27 protein-coding genes and 1 pseudogene are annotated in these 24028 nt (G+C 41.6%); 2 read left to right on the top strand and 26 right to left on the bottom strand.

Annotated elements, in window-relative coordinates:
- Positions 1 to 290 precede the first annotated feature (290 nt).
- From F7732_RS10495 to glyA, 11 genes are all read right to left on the bottom strand, one after another.
- Positions 291 to 1148, bottom strand: coding sequence for a F0F1 ATP synthase subunit gamma (locus F7732_RS10495; RefSeq protein WP_151573820.1), 858 nt, complete (start codon positions 1146 to 1148; stop codon positions 291 to 293).
- Positions 1149 to 1245: 97 nt separating this feature from the next.
- The gene (gene atpA, locus F7732_RS10490; RefSeq protein ID WP_151573819.1) at positions 1246 to 2754 is read right to left on the bottom strand and encodes a F0F1 ATP synthase subunit alpha; all 1509 of its coding nucleotides are present in this window, start codon (positions 2752 to 2754) and stop codon (positions 1246 to 1248) included.
- Between the two features lie 24 nt (positions 2755 to 2778).
- Complete coding sequence (locus F7732_RS10485; RefSeq protein WP_151573818.1) at positions 2779 to 3315, bottom strand: F0F1 ATP synthase subunit delta; 537 nt, start codon at positions 3313 to 3315, stop codon at positions 2779 to 2781.
- On the bottom strand, positions 3312 to 3833 hold the full coding sequence (atpF, locus tag F7732_RS10480) for a F0F1 ATP synthase subunit B (RefSeq protein WP_151573817.1): 522 nt from the start codon (positions 3831 to 3833) through the stop codon (positions 3312 to 3314). The genes F7732_RS10485 and atpF overlap by 4 nt, the downstream gene beginning before the upstream one ends.
- 154 nt (positions 3834 to 3987) lie before the next feature.
- Positions 3988 to 4200 carry a F0F1 ATP synthase subunit C gene (atpE, locus tag F7732_RS10475; protein ID WP_066442353.1) on the bottom strand — a complete coding sequence of 71 codons (213 nt, stop codon included), beginning with the start codon at positions 4198 to 4200 and terminating at the stop codon, positions 3988 to 3990.
- A gap of 69 nt (positions 4201 to 4269) precedes the next feature.
- Positions 4270 to 4983 (bottom strand): F0F1 ATP synthase subunit A, encoded by a 714-nt coding sequence (gene atpB, locus F7732_RS10470; protein ID WP_151573816.1) that lies wholly within the window; start codon positions 4981 to 4983, stop codon positions 4270 to 4272.
- 5 nt (positions 4984 to 4988) lie between these two features.
- The gene (locus tag F7732_RS10465; RefSeq protein ID WP_066442351.1) at positions 4989 to 5378 is read right to left on the bottom strand and encodes an ATP synthase subunit I; all 390 of its coding nucleotides are present in this window, start codon (positions 5376 to 5378) and stop codon (positions 4989 to 4991) included.
- A 599-nt stretch (positions 5379 to 5977) separates the two neighbouring features.
- Complete coding sequence (locus F7732_RS10460; protein WP_151573815.1) at positions 5978 to 8230, bottom strand: S8 family serine peptidase; 2253 nt, start codon at positions 8228 to 8230, stop codon at positions 5978 to 5980.
- Positions 8231 to 8488: 258 nt separating this feature from the next.
- Positions 8489 to 9637, bottom strand: a complete 1149-nt coding sequence (gene wecB, locus F7732_RS10455; protein WP_151573814.1) for a non-hydrolyzing UDP-N-acetylglucosamine 2-epimerase — start codon at positions 9635 to 9637, stop codon at positions 8489 to 8491.
- A 17-nt stretch (positions 9638 to 9654) separates the two neighbouring features.
- The gene (upp, locus tag F7732_RS10450) at positions 9655 to 10284 is read right to left on the bottom strand and encodes a uracil phosphoribosyltransferase (protein ID WP_066442348.1); all 630 of its coding nucleotides are present in this window, start codon (positions 10282 to 10284) and stop codon (positions 9655 to 9657) included.
- A 215-nt stretch (positions 10285 to 10499) separates the two neighbouring features.
- The gene (gene glyA, locus F7732_RS10445) at positions 10500 to 11741 is read right to left on the bottom strand and encodes a serine hydroxymethyltransferase (RefSeq protein ID WP_151573813.1); all 1242 of its coding nucleotides are present in this window, start codon (positions 11739 to 11741) and stop codon (positions 10500 to 10502) included.
- 252 nt (positions 11742 to 11993) lie between these two features.
- Between glyA and F7732_RS22625 the strand changes: the two genes are divergently transcribed.
- Positions 11994 to 12143, top strand: coding sequence for a hypothetical protein (locus tag F7732_RS22625; protein ID WP_161598862.1), 150 nt, complete (start codon positions 11994 to 11996; stop codon positions 12141 to 12143).
- 36 nt (positions 12144 to 12179) lie between these two features.
- Here the strand turns inward: F7732_RS22625 and F7732_RS10440 are convergent, their stop codons facing one another.
- The 15 genes and pseudogenes from F7732_RS10440 to prfA form a co-directional block, all read right to left on the bottom strand.
- Complete coding sequence (locus tag F7732_RS10440) at positions 12180 to 12752, bottom strand: TIGR01440 family protein (protein ID WP_151573812.1); 573 nt, start codon at positions 12750 to 12752, stop codon at positions 12180 to 12182.
- A 27-nt stretch (positions 12753 to 12779) separates the two neighbouring features.
- Entirely contained in the window at positions 12780 to 13220 is a 441-nt protein-coding gene (gene rpiB / locus F7732_RS10435) for a ribose 5-phosphate isomerase B (RefSeq protein ID WP_151573811.1), read from the bottom strand.
- Between the two features lie 217 nt (positions 13221 to 13437).
- Positions 13438 to 14367 (bottom strand): methyl-accepting chemotaxis protein, encoded by a 930-nt coding sequence (locus F7732_RS10430; protein ID WP_420837692.1) that lies wholly within the window; start codon positions 14365 to 14367, stop codon positions 13438 to 13440.
- An 18-nt stretch (positions 14368 to 14385) separates the two neighbouring features.
- Positions 14386 to 14679, bottom strand: a pseudogene (locus tag F7732_RS23440) (HAMP domain-containing protein); the annotation flags it as partial.
- 80 nt (positions 14680 to 14759) lie between these two features.
- The gene (locus F7732_RS10425) at positions 14760 to 15209 is read right to left on the bottom strand and encodes a low molecular weight protein arginine phosphatase (protein WP_151573809.1); all 450 of its coding nucleotides are present in this window, start codon (positions 15207 to 15209) and stop codon (positions 14760 to 14762) included.
- 111 nt (positions 15210 to 15320) lie between these two features.
- A complete protein-coding gene (locus F7732_RS10420; protein WP_151573808.1) occupies positions 15321 to 15872 on the bottom strand; it encodes a manganese efflux pump MntP in 552 nt (183 codons plus the stop codon).
- Positions 15873 to 16009: 137 nt separating this feature from the next.
- Positions 16010 to 17053, bottom strand: coding sequence for an L-threonylcarbamoyladenylate synthase (locus tag F7732_RS10415; RefSeq protein WP_151573807.1), 1044 nt, complete (start codon positions 17051 to 17053; stop codon positions 16010 to 16012).
- 166 nt (positions 17054 to 17219) lie between these two features.
- On the bottom strand, positions 17220 to 17666 hold the full coding sequence (locus F7732_RS10410) for a GNAT family N-acetyltransferase (RefSeq protein ID WP_151573806.1): 447 nt from the start codon (positions 17664 to 17666) through the stop codon (positions 17220 to 17222).
- Positions 17667 to 17905: 239 nt separating this feature from the next.
- The gene (gene gsiB, locus F7732_RS10405) at positions 17906 to 18280 is read right to left on the bottom strand and encodes a glucose starvation-inducible protein GsiB (protein WP_151573805.1); all 375 of its coding nucleotides are present in this window, start codon (positions 18278 to 18280) and stop codon (positions 17906 to 17908) included.
- Between the two features lie 152 nt (positions 18281 to 18432).
- The gene (gene spoIIR / locus F7732_RS10400; protein WP_192913018.1) at positions 18433 to 19119 is read right to left on the bottom strand and encodes a stage II sporulation protein R; all 687 of its coding nucleotides are present in this window, start codon (positions 19117 to 19119) and stop codon (positions 18433 to 18435) included.
- Positions 19120 to 19247: 128 nt separating this feature from the next.
- Positions 19248 to 19577 carry an ArsR/SmtB family transcription factor gene (locus F7732_RS10395; protein WP_151573803.1) on the bottom strand — a complete coding sequence of 110 codons (330 nt, stop codon included), beginning with the start codon at positions 19575 to 19577 and terminating at the stop codon, positions 19248 to 19250.
- Positions 19578 to 19994: an SRPBCC family protein gene (locus tag F7732_RS10390; RefSeq protein ID WP_151573802.1), complete on the bottom strand. Its 417-nt coding sequence runs from the start codon at positions 19992 to 19994 to the stop codon at positions 19578 to 19580. It abuts the gene before it with no gap.
- Between the two features lie 458 nt (positions 19995 to 20452).
- Entirely contained in the window at positions 20453 to 20647 is a 195-nt protein-coding gene (locus F7732_RS10385) for a hypothetical protein (protein ID WP_151573801.1), read from the bottom strand.
- 108 nt (positions 20648 to 20755) lie between these two features.
- On the bottom strand, positions 20756 to 21616 hold the full coding sequence (gene prmC, locus F7732_RS10380) for a peptide chain release factor N(5)-glutamine methyltransferase (protein ID WP_275670923.1): 861 nt from the start codon (positions 21614 to 21616) through the stop codon (positions 20756 to 20758).
- Complete coding sequence (gene prfA, locus F7732_RS10375; RefSeq protein WP_151573800.1) at positions 21609 to 22682, bottom strand: peptide chain release factor 1; 1074 nt, start codon at positions 22680 to 22682, stop codon at positions 21609 to 21611. The genes prmC and prfA overlap by 8 nt, the downstream gene beginning before the upstream one ends.
- 369 nt (positions 22683 to 23051) lie before the next feature.
- Here prfA and F7732_RS10370 point away from each other — a divergent pair, with 369 nt between their 5' ends.
- A complete protein-coding gene (locus F7732_RS10370) occupies positions 23052 to 24014 on the top strand; it encodes a DMT family transporter (protein ID WP_151573799.1) in 963 nt (320 codons plus the stop codon).
- Positions 24015 to 24028 lie beyond the last annotated feature (14 nt).

The following is a 24028-nucleotide window of genomic DNA, read 5'->3' as shown; positions in this document are numbered from 1 at the left end:
ATGGCCAGAAGGTTGTTCTTTAACCTTTTGGACAGATTGACTTATGACCTCGAGGGGCTAGACGCTGAAGCTAGACACCATTCAAATTTTAAAGTAATTATACAATGTTATCTCTTTAGAAAAGCGTAAGCGCCTTTATAGATGCTGAAGCTAATCATTAATTTAAATATACATCTATTACATAATCTCTTATTCATAGAAAATGACGCCGGCAGCCGTAAAAACGGCTTGCTTTCAAACACAGAAGCCAGAGCAACATCTCCAGCTTCCCCGTTTCATTCGTCATCTCTCTATTCTAATGCAGCTGCTCCGCCAACGATTTCCGTAATTTCCTGGGTAATCGCTGCTTGTCGAGCACGGTTGTATACCAGACTAAGAGAGCTGATCAGATCACTTGCATTATCAGTTGCATTCTTCATAGCTGTCATCCGGGCAGCATGTTCGCTTGCTTTGCTGTCCAGCAGTGAGCCATAGATGAGGCTTTCAGCATATTGAGGAAGAAGCACTTCCAAGATCTCTTCAGCATTTGGTTCGAATTCATATGAAGTCAAAGTGCCAGTAGATGAGATATCTGTAAGCGGAAGAAGTTTTCTCTCCGTTACATCCTGCTGAATCGCGCTGACATAATGACTGTAGTATAAATTAAGTTCATCAAATGTTTCATCTAAGTACATTCCGACTGTTTTGCTGGTAATATCTTTAATTTCCGTAAATGACGGCTGATCAGATACTGCAACAATATCAAGAATCACATTCATGCCACGCTTCTTGAAGAAATCACGGCCAGTTCTGCCAATTGCGATGATCGCATATTCATCAGTAGATTTATGACGTTTTTGGATTGTTTGATATACAGTTCGGATAATATTGCTATTGTATGCACCAGCTAAGCCACGATCAGATGTTATTACTAAATAACCAGTCTTTTTAACCGGCCGGCTAGTAAGCATCGGATGATTTGCATCCTGGCTGCCAAGTGCGATTGAGGCAGTAACCTCTTGAATCTTTTCCATGTAAGGAACAAATGACTTAGCATTCATTTCTGCACGGTTCATCTTAGCTGCAGATACCATCTGCATGGCTTTTGTTATTTGACTCGTCTTCTTTGTAGAAGTAATACGAGATTTTATATCGCGTAATGATGCCACAGGTTCTCACCACCCTCATTCAAAGTTTGTTGACTAAAATAGGAGCCTGATAGGATTTTAGGAGAGGCTTCCCTCTCCAATACTCGAAAGACTTCTATTATTCAGATACTGCGAACGTTTTCTTGAAATCATTGATCGCAGCAGCCATATCGTCATCAGAAGGAAGCTCTTTCGTTGTTACGATATGATCAAGCAACTCTTTGCGGTTGTGGTCTAACCATGTTAAATATTCATCTTCGAAGCGGAGGATATCATGTACAGGGATATCATCCAGGAAGCCGCGTGTAAGTGCATAAAGAATCGCAACTTGCTTTTCAACCTTTAGAGGTTTGTTCAAGTCTTGCTTCAACACTTCAACCGTACGAGCACCACGATTTAATTTTGCTTGTGTAGCTTTATCAAGATCAGATCCAAACTGAGCAAATGATTCAAGTTCACGGTAAGAAGCAAGGTCAAGACGCAGGGTACCTGCAACCTTTTTCATTGCTTTGATCTGTGCAGATCCACCTACACGTGATACAGAAAGACCTGCGTTAATCGCCGGACGAACACCAGAGAAGAAAAGGTCAGACTGAAGGAAGATTTGTCCATCAGTTATGGAAATAACGTTTGTAGGAATATAAGCAGATACGTCACCTGCTTGTGTTTCAATAAATGGCAATGCTGTAATAGAACCTGCGCCCTTTGCATCGCTCAATTTAGCTGCACGCTCTAATAGACGGCTATGCAAGTAGAAAACATCCCCTGGATATGCTTCACGGCCCGGAGGACGACGCAATAATAGGGAAAGCTCACGGTATGCAGATGCTTGCTTAGTTAAGTCATCATACACAACAAGCACATGCTTGCCGTTATACATGAACTCCTCAGCCATTGATACACCAGCATAAGGTGCTAAATAAAGCAATGGTGCAGGCTGTGAAGCAGATGCAGTAACAACAATTGTATATTCTAAAGCACCATTTTTACGCAATGTTTCAACTGCGTTACGAACTGTAGATTCTTTTTGTCCAATCGCAACATAGATACATACCATATTTTGATCCGCCTGGTTCAAAATAGTATCAATTGCAACGGATGTTTTACCTGTTTGACGGTCACCGATAATAAGCTCACGCTGTCCGCGGCCAATTGGCACAAGAGCATCGATCGCTTTAATACCCGTCTGCAATGGTTCATGAACAGATTTACGATCCATAACACCAGGAGCCTGGCTTTCAATTGGACGTGATTTAGTTGTGTTGATTGGACCCATTCCATCAACAGGCTGTCCAAGAGGATTCACTACGCGGCCAATCAGTTCTTCACCAACCGGTACTTCCATGATGCGGCCTGTGCGGCGCACTTCGCCACCTTCACGGATTTCTGTGAATGGTCCTAAAATGATAATACCAACGTTATTTTCTTCCAGGTTTTGTGCCATACCCATAACGCCGTTTGAAAATTCAACAAGTTCTCCAGCCATGACATTGTCGAGGCCATGAACACGGGCAATTCCATCTCCAACAGAGATTACAGTACCCACTTCACTTACTTGAATTTCCGACTGATAGTTTTCAATTTGCTTCTTTATCAGTGCACTGATTTCTTCAGCTTTGATGCTCATGAGTTTCACCCCTATCTACGAATCTTATCCTAACAATTGACGCTCAAGACGATCTAACTTACCGCGCAGGCTTCCATCGAAAATAGTGTTCCCAATTCGAAGCTTAATACCGCCCAGCAGATTAGTGTCTATAATATTGTCAATACGAAGTGATGTTTTTCCAATCTTTGCTGCAAATGTTGCTGATAAAGCTTCTTTTTCAGCGTCAGTCAATGGTCTTGTTGTATAAACCTTTGCTTCAGCAATTCCTCTAGCTTCATTTGCAAGTCCGATAAATTGGTCTGCCACTTCAGCAATAATATCCTCGCGGTGGCGTTCAATTAATATCATTAATGTATTTACAACGAAAGCGTTTAACGAAGCAAAAGCATCCTTCACAATCTCTTTCTTCTTTTGAATAGAAATTTTCGGAGATTGAAATAGCATTTGGAATTCTTCACTATTTTGAATGACATTTTTTACTACGAGTAACTCTTGCTCCATGCTGTCGATCAGCTGGTGTTCTTTGGCAAGGTCAAAAAGAGCAATTGCATAGCGTTTTGAAACCGCAGCGCTCTTCATCGTTTTTCCCCTGCCTCTTTAATATATTCATCAATTAACTGCTGTTGGTCTTCTGCAGTTAATTCTTTTTCGATAACTTTAGACGCAATTAAAACGGAAAGTGATGCTACTTGATCACGAATTGCCGCTACAGCCTTTTCCTTCTGCTGTTCAATTTCCAGTACAGCAGATTCTTTCAGACGCTGTGCTTCTTTTTGTGCCAACTCAGTAATTTCCTGGCCTTGAATGTCTGCTTGCTTCTTTGCATTGTCAATTAATGTTTGTGCTTCTGTACGAGCTTCTGTTAATAACTGACGCTGTTCGTCCAGATACTTTTTCGCCTCAACTCTGCTAGTTTCAGCTGCTGTAATTTCGTTTGCAATGTATTCTTCACGCTGCTGCATCATGCCCATTAATGGACCCCATGCAAACTTTTTTATTAGAAATAGCAATATAATAAATGTGAAGATTGTAAAAATGATATCTCCACCGGTAAATACACCAGAAGATGCCCCTAAGGCAAAACCATTTAATAGCACGGACGAGTTCACTCCCTTCAGAAATCTTCATCTGGAATCTAAGATAGTATCTATATTTCGTTCGATAATTGATTCACTAATCCAAATATTAGGCATAAAGGAATGGCGAAGGTTCTTATCGATCGACTTCGCCATTTCTAATTTTATATACCGATTATTGACCCATTACCATAAACGCGATAACAACCGCCATGATTGGAATCGCCTCTACGAAAGCTACCCCGATGAACATTGTAGATTGAAGCATACCACGAGCTTCTGGCTGACGAGCGATTCCTTCCACTGTACGAGAAACGATCATACCGTTACCTAAACCTGCACCTAATGCTGCTAAACCAATTGCGATTGCTGCTGCTATTGCACCCATTTTGTATTTCCTCCTTGAATTGTATATAGTTTATTTTTGTTTTGTTCAATAAGCTGAACATATAATATATTAATGGTCATGATTTACTTTATGAGACATGTAGACCATTGCTAACAGAGTAAAGATAAATGCTTGGATAGAACCGATAAATACGGAGAATCCTTGCCATACTACCGTTAATGGAATTGCTAGTATGGTTCCCCACCAGGTTGAGTATGCGAGGGAAGTAGAGAGTAGAGAAAGTAAAATTTCACCTGCATATATATTTCCATATAAACGAAGACCTAGTGTTAGTGTGTTTGAAAATTCTTCTACAATCTTCAGCGGAAACATAAACGCCTTTGGCCTGAAGAAGTCTTTTCCATATTCTTTTAACCCCTTCATTTTAACACCATAGTAGTGTGATAGTGCGATCACCATCGCCGCAAGGGTTAATGTAACAATTGGGTCAGCGGTAGGTGATTTCCACCATAGTTCATGGTCGAGGACTACAGCGAATGGCAGACCTAACATGTTGGAAACGAATATGAACATAATAAGCGTGATTCCCAACACATGGAATCTTCCACCTGTTTTCCAATCCATTGAACTGTTAATAATGTTTTTAACGAAGTCCATAACCCACTCAATGAAATTCTGCTTGCCCGTTGGTTTCATAGAAAGGTTGCGGGTACAGACGTACGCTATAATAAATACGATAATACTAGCTACAGTTATCATGAGTATATTAGATAAATTAAAATGCAAACCCATGATTTCTACAGTAGGAGCACCATGATTCAAATTTTTCACCTCTCTCCCTTGCTGAGTGCTGATTGTAATGTCTGAATGGCAAAATCTATCATAATGACGATATAAGCTGTCATTAATCCTATAATTACACTGATGAAATGCACTTGATCAGGATATCTCGTGGCAATCAGCACTGCTAATGCAGCTACTGCCATTCTAGAGATCATGCCGATTGAATACACTTTCCGGCCAGTGGCAACCGCTTCTCCAAATTGATCTATTTTTCTGACCATTGACCATAAAATATACATACTCAAGGCTGTTCCTATGATCAAACCTAAGTATATATGCTGATGGGAAGTGAATCCCCAGCCAAGAACATAGATCGCTAGAAGATAAAACATATACTTTCTTTGCCTAATAAACATTAATTTAAATTCTGGCATATCCCTTTTCTCCTGTCCGCCGTAGAGAACCATTTACCAACGGCCGTATTCATCCTCTTATTAATAGTATGTATGGATTTCTTTTTAAAAGAGGGAGAAGTGCCTGCGCCAAAAACAACAAGAAAAGAGCAACAGAAAGAGCTTATTAATTGATCGGATTTATACAGCAGGTTAAAATTCTCCCCTTCAAATCAACACGATTTTATGTATAAAAACCAAAAGCAAAGGGAGGTTTTAAACCTTAACAACATGCCAATATTGCTTTGTAAACCCTATCAATTATACCCTTTGTAAGCATACAATAGGGGCTTGTCAATGTCAATGCGTTTCAAGCCAAAAAGTTCACAACCTAAACCTGGAAAAATCAGAGTTCACATATTGTTCATATTTTTTCTTTTTTACCTCTTGCAAGCGCTTTACAGCTATGATTCTTATATAAACTCTGGTTTTAAAATGCAGTTTATAAGAGAAGGATTATTAAATAAAACTATTTAAAGAGAGACTGCTTTATTTGCGCAAAGGCTGCTGCTCTTCGGTTACAAAAAGAAATCCACTGCCCATTTGCTCTGGATAGTGAATTTCTTTATTGATATATATAGTCAGTTTAAATCTTTGTTCCCATCCTTCTCGTTCTGCTGTGTTAATTCACCATGCGGTCCAACAACTAAATAGGTTTCAATCCAGTCCTCTTTCCCTGATTTCTTTGCAAATATCTTCGTTAAGTAAAGGCCAGTTGCCGGCAGCTTCGATTCTTCAATCTCCTCTTCCAGCTGTCCTTTCTTCACTTTCCGTTTCCAATCAAGAAAACCAATAAACCGGAGACTTTCAGGATCAAACAAAGCGATTCCGAATTCTTCTGCACCTCCAGGAAGATATGCTTCGTAGCGGTATACACCCGGTTTATCGCCTTTCCCAATTGCAAAGCCCATCACTCGTGGATAATTAGGTTCCTCTAATACATATAAGTAAGGAATCTTAATCTTGTCTGCTCCGGCGTTTAACGTAAGACTACCATCATATATTTTTTCGGTAAGTTTTCTCGGGTCGGCTGACATTTTGATATCAACTTTCTTTCTTTTACCTGGTGCGATTTGAAAAGAAAGCGGCAATTCCCACTGAATCCCTTCAACTTTGTGCGGAATGTTAAATGAATAGGTTATATCTGATCTGCTTGTATTCTCTATTTCAATCGACGTTGTATGCATATGCTGCTGATCGGCAAGCTTGAACTTTCCAAACTGCAGAGAACCCGGCATCACCAGCGACTCTGTTTTCAAGGCTTTTTCCAGCTGAATCCTTCCTGCACCTTGTTCGTAAGTTTTGTATGGAAGTCCTGTCTGGTTCACAAGCTGTTTCGCCGTATTCATTAAGGCTGACTTAATTTGTACAGGTCCCCAATCAGGATGGGCCTGTTTTAAAAGTGCACATGCCCCTGCTACATGCGGCGCTGCCATACTTGTTCCCTGCAGCGGGAGATAACCGCCTGGAATAGTACTTTTAATTGCTACTCCAGGAGCAACTACATCCGGCTTAATTTCCCATGTAGAAGTCACAGGGCCGCGCGAACTGAAATCGGCTAATAAATCTTTTTCTTCTATTATATTGGTATGAGCTAACAAGGTTTTGTTTTTCATTTTTTTGATAAGACGGTTTCCATCTTTTTTTGAAAGCGATGCTACAGGAATATGATGTTTACCTTCAAGATTTCCTTGGAAATGACCATTTGTATTGTTATAAATCACAACAGCTTCAGCACCTGCTTCAAACGCATTTTGACTTTTTTCCGAAAAAGTCAGCTCGCCTCTTTCAATAAGCACTATTTTCCCTTTCACATTCTTTAAATCCGCTTTTGTGCCGATCCCTCCATCTGCAAGTGGATATGATTTATCAAGCTTCCATGCAGGAGAACCCTGCAATAGCTGCAGGCGTGTGTTTCTTCCTTCTACTTTTAGATACGGAATCATGAGAGAGGGAGTGGATGCACCTACAGAGATGGCTTTCGTAGCAGTACCTGGCGAGCCGACACTCCAAATATTAGGACCTGAATTGCCTGATGATGCGACAGCGGTAATTCCTTCGTCAACCGCCTTATTTAAAGCCATGCTAATCGGCAAGTCTGGCCCGTTAACGTTGTTGCCTAGTGATAAATTCAATACATCTACCTTATCTTTGATTGCTTCTTCGACCGCTGCAATAACTTGCTCCGTTGTGCCGCTGCCTCCTGGCCCTAATGCACGATAGGCAATAATCGTCGCTTCTGGCGCAACCCCTTTTAATCTGCCGTTCGCAGCAATAATGCCCGCCACATGAGTGCCATGCAGAGTGGATTTCCCTGCATCAGCCCTTGTTTCCATCGGATCGTCATCCTCGTCAACAACATCATGGCCGCCTCCATAATTCCTGGCCAGATCCGGATGATGATAATCAAGACCCGTGTCAATAATACCTACTTTTACTCCCTTCCCAGTTAACCGATGATCTTCGTCATCAAAATAACCACGGATTAAATCCCCGCCAATTAATTCAATATTATTTTCTGAGTGAACAGAATACGTGTTAACAGAAGAGATAAAGGAAACGGCGGTCTCCGCCTGCAGTTCTTGAATTGCGGATGAATTTCCTTTAACAGAGATTGCGTTTAAAGCAATATGATAAGTACGGCGGACCTCAAGCCCAGCTTCAATAGCACGCTTTTTCACGTTTTGAACATTTTGCCCGTCCTTTAGTACAATGATTGCAACCTCTTCACCATCCTCCTTGCTGGGAATCGGCGGTGTCTCCAGTGGGGTGCTATATGCAGATAAGGGGAAAATAAGGATAAAAACAAGAAACAATAGAAGAAAATATCTCATAGTGATGCACCTCTTTTTACTGCTTAGCGTTTTCTTTTTGAGATGGGAGTATGCATCTTTTGCTGAAATGCATGATTAGGTGGTGGGAACGTGTAAGAACGGTCCTATTAGGCTGCCTTTTTAATATCCTTAATTAGCAAAGTCTTAAATTTCATAATAATTTACAAAAAAAGCAGTCCAATTCAATAAGAATTAGACTGCTTCTGCTGCATTAATAATCCAAAGCTGATACCACAGTGCGTCCGAGTTAATCAGCACTTATTGCGGATTATATTCTTCCGGACGGTTTTCCAGCTGTTTAAAATGATAGCGGATTGCTTCGCAAATACGATAAGAAGCATGCCCATCGCCATACGGATTGACAGCATGAGCCATTTTTTTGTAGGCCTCTTCATCTGTCAAAAGCTCCGTTGCCATTTCATAGATTGGCTGTTCTTCAATTCCGGCTAACTTTAATGTACCTGCTTGGATTCCTTCTGGACGCTCTGTTGTATCACGAAGGACAAGAACCGGTACACCAAGAGAAGGAGCCTCCTCTTGAACACCGCCAGAATCTGTCAAAATTAAATAGGCACGGGAAGCGAAATTATGGAAATCAATCACATCAAGTGGTTCAATTAAGTGAATGCGATCGTCATTTCCTAAAATTTCCCCGGCAATTTCCCGAACAGCAGGATTCATATGAACTGGATATACGACTTGAATATCTGACTGCTCGTCTACAAGCCGTTTAATCGCTTTAAACATATTGCGCATCGGTTCACCAAGATTTTCACGGCGGTGTGCTGTTAGTAATACAAGGCGATCAGATCCAATCTTGTCGAGCACTTCATGATGATATTCATCTTTAACTGTTGTTTTCAAAGCATCGATTGCGGTATTGCCAGTTACAAAAATGCTTTCTTCCTTTTTGTTTTCACGAACTAAATTCTGTGATGACTGCAGAGTTGGAGAGAAATGCAGATCAGCCATCACACCTGTAAGCTGACGATTCATTTCTTCCGGGAATGGCGAGTACTTATTCCATGTCCGCAGTCCTGCTTCAACATGTCCTACAGGAATCTGATTGTAAAATGCAGCAAGTCCTGCAATAAAGGTCGTTGTTGTATCACCATGCACTAGAACAATGTCAGGCTTAACTTCCTTCATAATAGCATCCAAGCCTTCCAAACCTCTTGTTGTAACATCAATCAGGGTTTGGCGGTTCTTCATAATATTTAAATCATGATCAGGTGTAATACCAAAGATCGTCAGCACTTGGTCAAGCATTTCACGGTGCTGAGCCGTAACAGTAACAATAGATTCAAAGTGCTCAGGATATTTTTGCAGTTCAAGAACAAGCGGCGCCATCTTAATCGCTTCTGGTCTTGTCCCAAAAATCGTCATTACTTTTATTGGACGTTTCATGATCATCGTCTCCTCCCTTATTTTGTGCCAAATAAACGGTCGCCGGCATCGCCAAGACCTGGAACAATATAACCATGGTCATTTAACTTTTCATCGAGTGCAGCAATATAGATATCAACATCAGGATGTGCTTCCTTCACTGCTTCTACCCCTTCTGGAGCAGCAATTAAGCACATAAATTTAATATGTTTGCCGCCTCGTTTTTTCAGGGAATTGATCGCTTCAATCGCAGATCCTCCTGTTGCGAGCATCGGATCCACAACGATAAAATCTCTTTCTTCCACATCACTCGGAAGCTTTGCATAATATTCAACCGGCATTAATGTTTCAGGATCACGGTAAAGTCCGATATGTCCAACCTTTGCAGCTGGAATCAGCTTCAGAATTCCATCTACCATCCCAATGCCCGCACGCAGAATCGGAATGATCCCCAATTTTTTACCGGACAGTACTTTTGACTTCGTGGATTTTACTGGTGTTTCAATTTCGATTTCTTCCAAAGGCATGTCTCTCGTTATTTCAAATGCCATTAACGTAGCCACTTCATCAACAAGCTCCCTGAATTCTTTTGTACCCGTATTCTTTTCACGTATGTATGTTAGTTTATGCTGAATTAATGGATGATCAAATACATATACCTTTGCCATCGAAATCTCTCCTTTTTTGTTTAAAATAGTTCTGTTTGCACTTCGTCTAATTTTACAGAAAAATAAATACGAGGGCAACTATCAAAGCAAATTGTTAAGGAAGTGTCATGAAAGAAAGAATATAGGTGAAGGAAGACGCACGCCTGCGGTCTGTTTCTCAGCAGTAAAAAATCCCGGCCAGGTGAATCTGACCGGGATTTCAATTTATTTTCATGTTATCTATCAGGATAAAGTGTAAATTGGCTTGTCAAAGCTTCTACACGCTGTTTTGCTTCTGAGAGCTTTTCAACATTCTCATGATTCTTCAGCGTTAATGCAATAATAGAAGCAATTTCATCCATTTCTTTTTCACCAAAACCGCGTGACGTAACAGCAGCCGTTCCAATACGAATACCGCTTGTGACAAACGGACTTTGCGGATCAAATGGGATAGTGTTTTTGTTGACAGTAATACCGATCTCATCCAAAACTTTTTCCGCTACTTTTCCAGTTAAATCTAAAGAGCGTAAATCAATAAGCAGAAGGTGATTATCAGTTCCGCCAGAAACTAGGTTGATTTCTTCTTTCGCAAGTGACGCCGCGAGATGCTGAGCATTTTGAATAATGCTGCCCGCGTACTCCTTGAAGCTGTCCTGCAGCGCCTCACCAAATGCAACTGCTTTCGCAGCAATCACATGCATAAGCGGTCCGCCTTGAAGACCAGGGAAGATGGATTTATCAATCTTTTTAGCAAACTCCTCTTTGCAAAGAATCATGCCGCCGCGCGGTCCGCGTAATGTTTTATGTGTTGTTGTTGTGACAAAGTCAGCATAAGGCACTGGATTTTCGTGAAGGCCTGCAGCAACTAAACCTGCGATATGAGCCATGTCCACCATTAGATAAGCGCCCACTTCATCGGCAATTTCACGGAATCGCTTGAAGTCAATCGCACGAGGATATGCACTTGCACCCGCAACAATCAGCTTCGGCTTATGCTCACGCGCTTTTTCTAGGACATCATCATAGTTAATGTATTGCGTCTCTTCATCAACACCGTATTCAACAAAGTTATATTGAATTCCACTGAAGTTTACTGGACTTCCGTGTGTTAAATGCCCGCCATGTGAAAGATTCATACCAAGAACGGTATCACCATGCTGAAGTACAGTATAATAAACCGCCATGTTTGCCTGTGCACCAGAATGCGGCTGCACATTGGCATGCTCCGCTCCAAAAATTTGCTTCGCGCGGTCACGGGCAAGATCCTCAGCTACATCCACATGCTCACAGCCGCCATAATATCGGCGTCCCGGGTAGCCTTCTGCGTATTTATTGGTCAGTACAGAGCCCTGTGCTTCCATTACGGCTTCGCTGACAAAGTTTTCGGACGCAATTAACTCAATTTTTGTTCTCTGTCTCTTAAGCTCATCTTGAATCGACTGAAAAACCTGCTCATCCTGCTGTGCTAAATGCTTCATTTATAATCCTCCCCTTGTCCAACAGCTTATTATCGCGTTCTTCACAAGCAGTCTTGTTCCTATAAAGGCAAGTCATCCCGACGTGATGCCATGAAAAACCTTGTTCTGCTTGTTAAAACGCGTCCTATGTACCAAAAATCTCTTTCATTTTAACATGTTTTTCTGTTTTAATCTTTAAAAAAATCGAATCGTTTTTGGGGCTCTCGTTCTTTATAAACAATCTGTTTTTTTGGAGGATGCACCATTTACAAGATGATTGAAGCAATGATTGGGATTTTTCAAGCCATTGTTTGGTGCTATGACTGTCTGCCAAAAGGGGTGCATGCTGGATTTCTCCCTAAAATGGGGTTGTTCCGTTTTTTCGCTGCAAAAGGAATATATTCGCCAACCGATCAAACCTAACTTCAGTCCATAAAAAAACCTTTGCATACGCAAAGGTTAGCAGGATTCATTTTCTGTCTTTTTTTCATAGACAGCTCGTACTCCGCCGATTAATTTAGGCCGTGTTGTTGCTAGTGTGACATGCGCTGCACCAACATTTTTCTGCGTTGTTCGAATAGGGACAGCTACATGTTTTAAATGCATGCCAATGAATGTGTCTCCTATATCAATGCCTGCATCAGCTTTTATATGTTCTACAACTACAGGGTTACTCATTGAGCCGTAAGCATAGGTCGCCATGGCACCTCCGGCTGTTCGAACGGGAATGACACTGACTTCTTCCCACCCTTTAGACCCAGCAGCCTGCCTCTCGATCACAAGTGCTCGGTTCAGGTGTTCGCAGCATTGAAATGCCAGGGAAGCTCCGGTCTCACTGGTCAATTTCTTCAGCGAATGAAAAATCATTTCTGCGACCTGCTCTGTTCCAGCTGTTCCGATCCTGCTTCCAGCAACCTCACTTGTGCTGCAGCCGATAACAACCACACTTTTTTCATTTAAAAAAACTGCTTGTAAAAATTGCTCAACAATCTCGTCCAGCTCTTTTTTCCATGTCTGCAATTCTTCTGCCATTGTCTTCACGCTCCTGAGACAGGTAGATTATTTATTTTCATATGCCGAAACTTTTCCAACGCGCGTTTCATGACGGCCGCCTTCAAAATCTGTACCAAGCCATATGCTTGCAATTTCACGCGCGAGACCAGGTCCGATTACACGCTCGCCCATCGCCAGCATATTACTGTCATTATGTGCCCGCGTCGCTTTTGCACTAAACGTATCGTGTACAAGCGCACAGCGAATACCTTTCACCTTATTAGCTGCAATACTCATGCCAATGCCTGTCCCGCATATTAAAATGCCGCGGTCAAATTCTCCACTGGCCACCTTTTCAGCAACTGGCAAAGCATAATCCGGATAGTCAACAGATGTATCACATTCACAGCCAAAATCTTCATACTGTATGCCCATTTCATCCATTAAGCTTTTTATTTCTTCTCTAATGTTAATTCCGCCGTGATCTGATGCAATCGCTACCTTCATGTTAACAGCCTCCTCTATTTTCTACTCTTATTTTTACATAAAAGCGCTTAATTATAAAGTTTATATTCGGGGCGCGATTCGGCGTGTGTTTTGGGCGTATTCGGGGCGTCACAGTGACGCCCCGAATACGCCCCGAACCATGTCGCAACATGTCGAACCCCCGCCCCTCAAAATTCTTCATCCGCCACTCCACAAAAAAAAGAGCCCGCAGGCCCTTTTAGGAAGTATGAAATCTGGTGATGGTGTTTTTAAGTTTTTCTGCTTGTGTTTTTAGTTCGTTGGCAAGGACTTCAACGTTTCCAATGACATTTGTTTGCTGTTGAGAAGAAGCCGCCACTTCTTCTGCACCAGCAGAGGTTTCTTCTGCGATGGCTGCAACCTCTTGGGATTGCTGAGATGTGTGATGAATGCTCTCCATCTGTTGACCAACAAGTCCTGTAATTTCAGAAACAGATTCAGCCATTTCATTGACCGTTTTCGTCATTTCTTCGATTACTGCATTTGTTTCAGTCCCTTTTTTTGCTTCCATATTAGCTGATTGAACTTGCTGACTGATTTGACTCACAACATTTTTCACTTCTTGCTGGATGTTTTTAATCAATTCGGAAATGCCCTGCACTGCCGTCGCACTTTCATCCGCAAGCTTGCGCACTTCATCCGCAACAACCGCAAAGCCTTTCCCATGCTCACCCGCACGCGCCGCCTCAATGGAAGCATTTAATGCAAGAAGATTGGTTTGAGCTGCAATATCGCCAACAAGTTTGATAATCTGTTCGACCTTGGAGGCATTATCTTCTAATCTCTTAACCGTCTCTAATGACTGTTCATTTCCAGCTGCAAGCTTTTCAATGCCAGAGATCAAAGAATGAATCACCTTCTTGGAATCAACAAGGTCATCGATTAACTCCTTTGAAACGCTTTCAGAATCTTCGGCTTTTTTCTGTACAATTTGGGCAATCTGTATGACACTCTCCACTGACTCAGCCGTTGACTGAATAGAAACCGCTGAATGATCGGCACCAGCTGAAATTTCTGCAATAGTTCTGGAAATGACCTCAGCCTGCTCAGCCGCTGCTGTTGATTCACGTGAAATGGAGATTACCTTATCATTGGTTTCTTGAAAGTTCTCTTCTATTTTCTGAACCATATCCTTCAAGTTGTAGAGCATATGATTAAAAGCTAAACCCAATGAACGGATTTCATCATCAGATTTAGAAAGCTCCACTTCCGTATTTATATCGCCATGTGCTGCTTTTAAAGCCGTTTTTTCCAGCTTTTTCAGCGGGTTAATGAGGAATCCAGCTGCAAAATAAGCCAGGATACCAGACCAAATTGCACCGAGGCTCAGCGTAATAATCGTAAAAATAACTTGTCCAACTGGAACTAAATCTTTAATAAACGGATAAACCACATATAAAAACAAGGCACTTGTCGTGTATGTAATGATGGCCAAAGTCATTATAAATACAACAAGCTTTCTGCGCAGACCAAACTTATACTTCGTTTTCTCTTCCATAACTTTCCCCCTGCAAAGCCGATTTAGTTGCGTTCCTGCTTTTCCCAAGATTTCTCTACCAGATCAATCGCTTCTTTTAAATCATTGAAGGTGGCTCTGTAAATCTCAAGAGATCCTCCGAATGGGTCAATAATATCTTTTGCTGCATTCCCTGCAAATTCCTTCAATGTAAAAACCTTTCCCTCAACCCCATTAAAACGGTCTAAAATTAGCCGCTTATGATCGGAAGTCATAGTAAACACATAATCGGACCACTGCAGAAGCTCAGCTGTTAATGGTGATGATTCATGGTTAAATGGAATGCCCTGCTCTTGCAGAACTTGCTGCGCATGCAGAGAGGCTTTGTTTCCAGCACCTGCATAAACACCGGCAGATTTCACCTGGAGCCCCGGAATTCCTTTGCTTTTTAAAATGGCTTCAGCCATCGGGCTTCTACAAGTATTGCCTGTACAAACAAATAGTATATTCTTCATATTTGCTGCCCCCTCTCCTATATTATAAGACAAAACACCCAAATCCCATAGACTAGAATGCAAAAAAGGAGAGAAAAGTCACACCTTCCCCCCAAAGTTTTCTATATATTGTCACATAAACAGCAATTTAATGCCAAAGGCGAGCAAGATCGCTCCACCTAGAGTTACACTGTATGAGCCCAGCCAGCCTTGCACTTTCCGGCCAATGAAAAGTCCGACCCATGTTAATATAGCAGCTGCAGCGCCGAACATGGTTAAAACAACCGCTGTTTTAGCTCCGAATATTCCCAGCGATAAGCCGACTGAAAAACTATCCAGACTCACACTCACCGCGAATAATAGCAAACCAAATCCTACAGGTGAAATTAAGCTGTTTTCTTCTTTTTTAAAGCTTGATAACACCATTTGAATTCCGAGTAAAATCAGCAATCCTCCGCCAATATAGGCGGCAATTTCCCCAAACTTGTCCGACAGGAATCTGCCGGTAATTATGCCTAACATGGGCATGAGGACGTGAAACAGTCCTACGGTCAATCCAATCTTCACAATTTGCCGCAAACGGAGCTTAAACATTCCCATTCCCAATCCTATTGAGAAGGCATCCATTCCTAGCGCGAATGCCATTAAGCCGATTGTGAGTAATTCGCCAAATATTTCTGCCATGTTGTATATCGCCCCCTTGGACTTGCTAATTCAAGATATGCAAGTCCAAGATCATTTAGACGATGTTTTTCACAATGTCCAGTTTTTCTCGTTATAGCAGCACAAAAAACCGCCTCACTTGGAGACGGCTAAAAAAATTATAAGGAAATAACACGATACCCGGCCGCTTTAACAAGACGATTCATAATAGCCTGTCCAACACCTTCGTCTGGAAACATTTCACTTAGAATAAGGTCAAGATCCGCGCTGTTAAAATTCCTTAACGTATCATATAAGGAGCCAGCAACTGATTCCAGATTTTCTCTGCTTCCGCATGCAATAACCTTGTCTGCCTGATAAAAAGATTCATTTTCCTCAGTTGTCAGGACACCAACCTTTAGTCCCTCCTGCTGCTTTTCGAGTATAAGCCGCTGAATATCCTCCCGTTCTCCTTTAACCAGAACAAGCGCTGCATCTGGAGCATAGTGGCGATACTTCATCCCAGGTGACTTTGGTTTCTGCCCGCTGTCAAGCAATGCAGGATCAACCGTAATTTCCCCAATAACTTCTTCAATTTGCTGGGCAGTAATCCCGCCTGGACGCAATATGACTGGCACCTCTTCTGTACAATCCAGAACGGTAGATTCCAGCCCTACTCCCGTTGGCCCGCCATCGACAATTCCAGAAATTTTTCCATGCAGGTCGTCCCAGACATGTTCAGCGGTTGTGGGACTTGGTCTTCCGGAAGAATTGGCGCTAGGTGCGGCAATAGGAAGATTTGTACTCTGTAATAAAGCAAGAGCTACTGGATGATCTGGCATGCGGATTCCCACTGTGGATAACCCAACCGTTGCCTTTTCAGACAGTACCCCCTCCTTCATTTTTAAGATGATCGTAAGCGGTCCTGGCCAATATGCCTTCATCAATTGCTTAGCCTTTTCAGGAATTTCCTCCACAAAGTCTGAAACCACCTCTTCATCCGCAATGTGGATAATAAGCGGATTATCCGCTGGCCTGCCTTTTGCTTCAAAAATTTTTGCTACAGCCTGGTCATTTAAAGCATTGGCTCCCAATCCATATACCGTTTCTGTTGGGAACGCAACAACTTCATTATTTAATAAAAGATCTGCTGCCTGTGTTATTTGTGGGTAACCAGTTAAATTATCCACATTTTTATCCACTGACCATCTTTTTGTATCCATCTAAATTCACCTTCAATATTTCTTCTTATGAATGCCTATATTGCTCACTTTTCTACGAATCACTTTTGAAAGTATAAAAGAAGTTAGAGGATAACTCAAGCTTTTATCCACAAATTGTGCATAAAAAAGGCTTTTTTGTGTATAACTTTGGCATTTTATCCACATTTCATATGGAAAACTTCAAGAAATACGAGTTATCCACAGAAAGGATGTGTTTGACATGTTCAGATTCGTATAAGTCCGCGGGCAGCTTAGTGGAATCATGAGGCTGAAACCCCATTAGCGTAAAGAAGAGAGCAGCACTTTGTTTGTTTGAAGCCATGTACAGCTCCGTTAACCCCTTATCTCTAGCCAACATTAAAATTTGTTCCAGTAATATAAACATATCCTTTTCAGTAGAGTTCGGGCTAAGCACCAGAGATCGCAGCAAACCAACCTGCCCATGAGGCTCTATCCCTAATGATGCCTGAATCTGGCCCATATCATTCTCACTCAGTAAGAAATAATCAATGGAATCTTTAATCCCTTCAGAACTTACCTTTGCATTCTGTAAAAATAATGATAACTTTTCAACATCCTCAATACCAGCACAACGAACTTCTGCGTTATTCATTCCTCTCACCCCATCTTCAAATAATGAACTTAATCTATGAATATGATTGATAGGAAGACAAATAGAACAGAAAATGATAGAAAAGATGAAATATATGTTGGGGAAAACTAAAAGCTATACAAACCCGATAGTATCAAAGCACAATTAAACACTCAAAGTACAAAAAAAACACGGCAGCCACTGGTTGACTGCCGTGCTATGCTGGACGCATATCGATATCCTTTAGAATACCAAATCTATTAATCGTTAGAGTTTCCGCCTTTACGGCCGATCTCGCGATAAAAGTCTTTATCATGATTTTCACTTGTTGCTTCCCCGCCTTTGCGGCCAATTTCCTGATAGAATTCTTTATCATGATTTTGACTCGTTGCTTCTCCGCCCTTGCTGCCAATTTCCTGATAGAATTCTTTGTCATGATTTTCGCTAGTTGCTTCTCCGCCTTTGCGGCCAATTTCCTGGTAGAAATCTTTATCGTGATTTTCGCTAGTTGCTTCTCCGCCTTTGCGGCCGATTTCTTGGTAGAATTCTTTATCGTGGTTATTGCTAGTAGCCTCTCCGCCTTTACGGCCTCTTTCCTCACGAGACATTTTACCGTTATTGTTGTTGTTAGCCATTGTATCCATCTCCTTTGTTGTTTGATGTTACATTCATATAAATATCCGATTTTGATAGATTGAAACACCTTAAAGAAAGTTACTATAATTTTCCTCTATACTTTACAAGAAAAAACGCAGAGAAAAAAGTCATCTCTGCGCCCCACAAATGCTTATCCAAAAATCTTATTCCAAATTTCCACTAGGAAAAACTTAACCTCTACCTCTTCTTCATCCTGTTCCCCTGTGTATACCGGTTCTTCCTGTTCTATCTTTTCTTCCTTTTCAATTTTTTCATCTGTATTCACTTCTTCAGCAGAAGCTTTTTTTCCATCTTCCTCAAACCCTTCACCAACAGCTACGCCATTTGAAAAATCAAGGAAGCACAGTGGAGGAAACAGGACACACCACCAGTTTGCTCCGTCGCCATCTCCAAGCGTGATTAGAATGGCTTCATATTCACCGGCTGGATATAAAAACTGACCATATAGCTTTGTAGGGAACTCGACATTGCCAAACTCTGCTTTGACTGACTGCGGGACATTCTGCTCTTCCACCACTCTCTCAGCAATTGCTTGGATCTCCGGCAGACGTGACTGAAGCAGTTTGCGTGATTCTTCAACAGATGTTAAATCAGACACCCATTCTGTAATTTTTTCATTGACTGCATCTCGTACCAGTCTTTTCACGTTTTGATCTGCTTCTGAATCACTGTTGGCAAGAATCCGCAGCCGAATGGCTTCATTAGGAATCACCAATTCTTCATCAGCCGTTACCTCTGTCTGCGGAATATATAAACTAAAAATTGTTCCAATCGATAATAATAAAATGTATAAGTTCACAGTCCATTTTGTTTTCATTTCCGGCACCACCCTTTCGATATCCTCATTGTGGACAGATTCGGAAATTCTTAAACTAGTAAAATGGAAAAAAATTATTTGTTCTTTATTAAATAGAAAAACTGCTTAAAATAAGCAGTTTTAGGAAGTCATCTATTTTGGCTGTCGTCGCTTTCAACGATATGTTTTAGAATTGACAGTTTGTTATGCCAAAATTGCTCGTAATAAGAAAGCCATTGCTGAACCTCTGTCAGCGGCTCAGGATGAAGTGTGTATATTTTTTCTCTTCCTACCTTTTTTCCGGTAACCAATTTTGCCTCTGACAGGATATGAAGATGTTTGGCAACCGCTGTGCGGCTAATCGGAAAGTGATCGGATATCTTTGAAATTGGCAGTTCCTCGTTGGCCAGCAGACGAAGCACTTCTCTTCTCGTAGGGTCTGCAATAGCCTGAAAGACATCATGTTTAACTGCAGACATTTAACCTTCAACAGCCTTGCGAAGGTTTTGAACAATGCCGGCCCAGCCGTGATCCATTCGATCTCTTATAACAGAACTTTTTTCATTCGGCTTTGGAAGAATTACATCTGGAGCCTTCCATCCGCCATGGATAAGAGTGAATTCTGTTAGATTCCCCACCTCTTTTAATAGAAAGGTAACAACCCAACCATCTGTATCCCAAGAAAAAGAAATTTTGTTAGGCTCATCAATTTCTAAAACTTTGCATGGTGATGGTCCGAAAGGAGATTGAACATGAAACTCATAGCCCTCCTCAAGTTTAAAATTATTAGGCATAAACCATAATTCAATTCCTTCTGAAGTTGAAACTTTATCCCACACTTTTTGAATTGGCGCTTCGATCATCACTGTTTGATTAATATCTTGTAAAGCTTCCATTGGAAATCCTCCTTAAATATAACCATTTGGTTTCACTTTCGTATAATATAACACCTTTCGGTTATATGTCAATTATATGTATCGTTAAGATTATTTCCTTAAATGATTGATTGTATGAGTGGATGTGAGGAGTTGGTTGCATGTGGTTTGCAGGAGTGGGATGGAGTGGTTTGGGTTATTTTCATGAGTTTTTTGATCATTTCGGTTTATCAATTAGACTCGCAATAGAGTCTTATTTAGGGGCCTATTTTGCACGGAGAAGTGCGTACCCCAGTTATTTCCATGGGTTTTTCCGATCATTTCCCAGGTCAATTCGATCATTTGAATCGGTTTTTCGGTCTTTTTGCTTGGTTTTACGATCATTTCCTTCGCGTTTTCGGTCAAACTCTCATTTTGGTCTTATTTAGAATGGTTTTAGTGCATGGAATGTGCGAATTTCGATTTTTTCTCTAGATCTCTCAATCATTCGAACCGGTTTCCGCTCTTTTTATTGAGCTTTCCAATTCATTTCCTCTCTTTCCTATCAATTTTTTTAACTTTCCTATCAAACTAAAGGGGTTTCCTATCAAATTTTCTGGGTTTCCTATCAAATTTTCTGGGTTTCCTATCAAAATTTTCGTTTTTCCTATCAAAATATCATCTTTTCCTATCAAACTGTCTCTTTTCTCTTAAATCCGATATCTCCCAGCTAGCCGAGGAAAGCGCTCCAGCAAAGATCCCACATTATATACAAAAAACTATCCCCGCCCAGAGATAGTTTTTTACATTTCCGCAAAGACCATACGATCTTTGCCATTGATATCATATACAACTTGAATAGCTGCTTTTGGAAAAGTATCCTGCAACAGCTGCTTGACTGCTTCACTTTGTCCTGCTCCGACTTCGAAGCCCACAATGGCTGATAGATTTAAGACAGCGGGCAGCTGCTTTATGAGATCACGATAGATCGTCAGTCCATCTACGCCTGCAAACAAAGCCCGATGAGGTTCATGCGCTGTAACAACCTCGGACATCCAGCTTTTATCACTGTCTGGAATATAAGGCGGATTTGAAAGAATAACATCAAAGGTTCGGCCTGCCTTAGTGAAAGGTTCAAGCAGATTCCCTTCAATGAATTCAATATCAGCATGAAGCTCCCCAGCATTATGTGCAGCCATTTGAAGTGTCGGTGCATAAATGTCTGTGGCTGTTACTCGAAGTTTGGGCATTTCAAGCTTTAAGGTGACCGCAATGGCTCCGCTGCCTGTGCCAATATCCGCTGCAGTGATCTCAGGCTGATTAAATTTGCGCTCTATCCTTTTCATCGCTTCTAAAACCAGTTCTTCTGTTTCCGGCCTTGGAATAAGCGTATCCTCATTCACTCGAAACATACGGCCGTAAAAATACTCATACCCCATAATGTACTGAACCGGTCTTCCTTCACCATGAAGAGTCACAGCATCTTGAAATTGAGCGAACAGCTTCTCATCAATGACATCCTGAAGGGAAGCAAGCATTTGAGCATAACTCATCTCTAAGAAATGCCTCAGCAAAATGTCTCCCGCATTTTCATCTCTTCCTTTATCCTTTAAAAAGGAAGAAGCCCAATTAAGGGCTTCAAACACTCGCATGCTATTACTCATTCGAAGCCGCTTCCAGCTTAGCGGATTGCTCTTCCATAATAAGTGTATCAATCACTTCATCAAGCTTTCCTTGAAGGATTTGATCCAGCTTTTGAATCGTTAAGCCGATGCGGTGATCGGTAACGCGGTTTTGCGGGAAGTTGTACGTGCGGATACGTTCTGAACGGTCGCCTGTCCCTACCGCAGATTTACGCTGCTGATCATATTCCGCTTGAGCTTCTTGCTGGAATTTATCATATACACGCGCACGAAGAACCTTCATTGCTTTTTCTTTGTTTTTGATTTGTGATTTTTCATCCTGACATGATACAACAACACCAGTCGGCAAGTGAGTCAAACGGACAGCTGACATCGTTGTATTAACACTTTGCCCGCCTGGACCGCTTGATGCGAATGTATCCACTCGGATATCCTTATCATGGATGTCGATCTCCACTTCTTCTGCCTCTGGAAGGACAGCAACGGTTGCTGTTGAAGTATGGATACGGCCGCCTGATTCTGTTTCAGGGACACGCTGTACCCGGTGCGCACCGTTTTCAAATTTAAGCTTTGAGAAAGCTCCGTTTCCGTTAATCATAAAAATGATTTCTTTGTAGCCGCCAACGCCAGTTGAACTTGCTTCAATGACATCAATTTTCCAGCCCTGAACTTCCGCATAGCGGCTGTACATCCGGTATAAATCCCCAGCAAATAGAGCGGCTTCATCTCCGCCTGCTGCTCCGCGAATTTCCATGATAACGTTTTTATCATCATTCGGATCCTTAGGTATTAAAAGAATTTTTAAGCGCGCTTGCAGCTCTTCAATGGTTTCTTCGAGCTCAGATAGCTCTTCCTTTACCATTTCACGCATGTCTGCATCCAGCTTTTCTTCCAGCATTGCTTTTGCATCCTGAAGCTGTTCTTTTACACTTTTGTACTCTCTATAAACTTCTACTGTTTCTTGAATACCTGATTGTTCTTTAGAATACTCACGGAGCTTTTTCGGATCGTTGACAATTTCCGGATCACTTAAAAGCTCATTCAGCCGGTCATAGCGGTCTTCGACTGCTTGAAGACGATCAAACACAGTTCTTCACCTCAATTGTTATTAAGAAAAGTTACGCTTCATAGGAAGTGCTTGACTCCCTGGGAAGATAAACTTTATGTAATTTTTTCTAAAAAATGCATGGCTGATATCTAGCTATCTTGAAACATTTACAATCAGCCAGCAGATCAAACCGTATGGATAACATTCTAATTATAGTATAGCCGTATTCTACAGTCAAAATGAAATCAAAATAAGGTCTTGCTCCCTCTTCCTATATCCCTTATAGTAAATGGAAAGAATGGGAAGTTTATTATACTTCATACGTTATACTAAGCCCGCTGCTTAGGTTAAACAAGGTTTCCTGCTCTCTTATACTTTATCGCTGTAAATGGTTAAGGAGGTTTTACAATGAAGGCTATACTGCTCGGAGTCTTGTCTGCTTTTTTCTTCGCTTTTACGTTTGTCCTGAACCGCTCAATGGAGATGGCAGGGGGCAGCTGGCTTTGGAGTGCATCACTCCGCTATTTTTTTATGATTCCGCTTCTAATTATTATTGTTTCGTTTCGAGGGAAACTAAAGCCTGTTTTCACTGAGTTGAAAAAGGCACCGGGAAAATGGATGCTCTGGAGCACTATCGGCTTTGGACTGTTTTATGCCCCCCTCTGTTTTGCAGCCGCCTACGGTCCTGGCTGGCTCATTGCAAGTACATGGCAGATTACAATTATCTCGGGCTCCCTGCTTGCACCACTATTTTATGAAAAGATCACAACGCCCAATGGAACGATACAGGTGCAGGGCAAAATTCCTTATCGCGCCCTTTCCATGAGTCTGATCATTTTGGCAGGTGTCGCCATCATGCAGTGGGATCACGCTTCAAGTATTTCTATTAAAGAAATGCTGCTATGCATAATTCCAATTGTAATAGCGTCGTTTGCTTACCCTCTCGGAAATCGCAAAATGATGGAGGTTAGTGCAGACAGATTAAACGCCTATCAGCGCGTGCTTGGCATGACGATCGCAAGTTTACCGCTTTGGATCATTCTGGCGATTGTCGGCTTTGTCACATCTGGTATGCCAAGCACGGCTCAATTAACACAATCAGGTCTTGTCGCTCTTTTATCAGGCGTATTCGCAACGGTGTTATTTTTTGCAGCTACTGACCTTGTGAAAAATGATATGCAAAAGCTAGGTGCCGTCGAAGCCACACAGTCAATGGAGGTCCTTTTCGCCCTTGCAGGTGAGATCCTCTTTTTATCTGCAGCTTTCCCAACCCCGATTTCGCTTACCGGCCTGTTACTTGTTATGATTGGAATGGCTTTGCAAAGCTATGTATCTGTTTCAAAACCCTCTTTAAAAAAGAAAGCCGCTTGATCCGGGCTATAAAG

Origin of the sequence: Bacillus mesophilum (assembly GCF_008923265.1) — a bacterium.
In the GTDB taxonomy this organism is placed as follows: domain Bacteria; phylum Bacillota; class Bacilli; order Bacillales; family Cytobacillaceae; genus Cytobacillus; species Cytobacillus mesophilum.
Note: the sequence above shows the minus strand (reverse complement) of the source record. Positions and strands in the feature narration are given on the sequence as shown.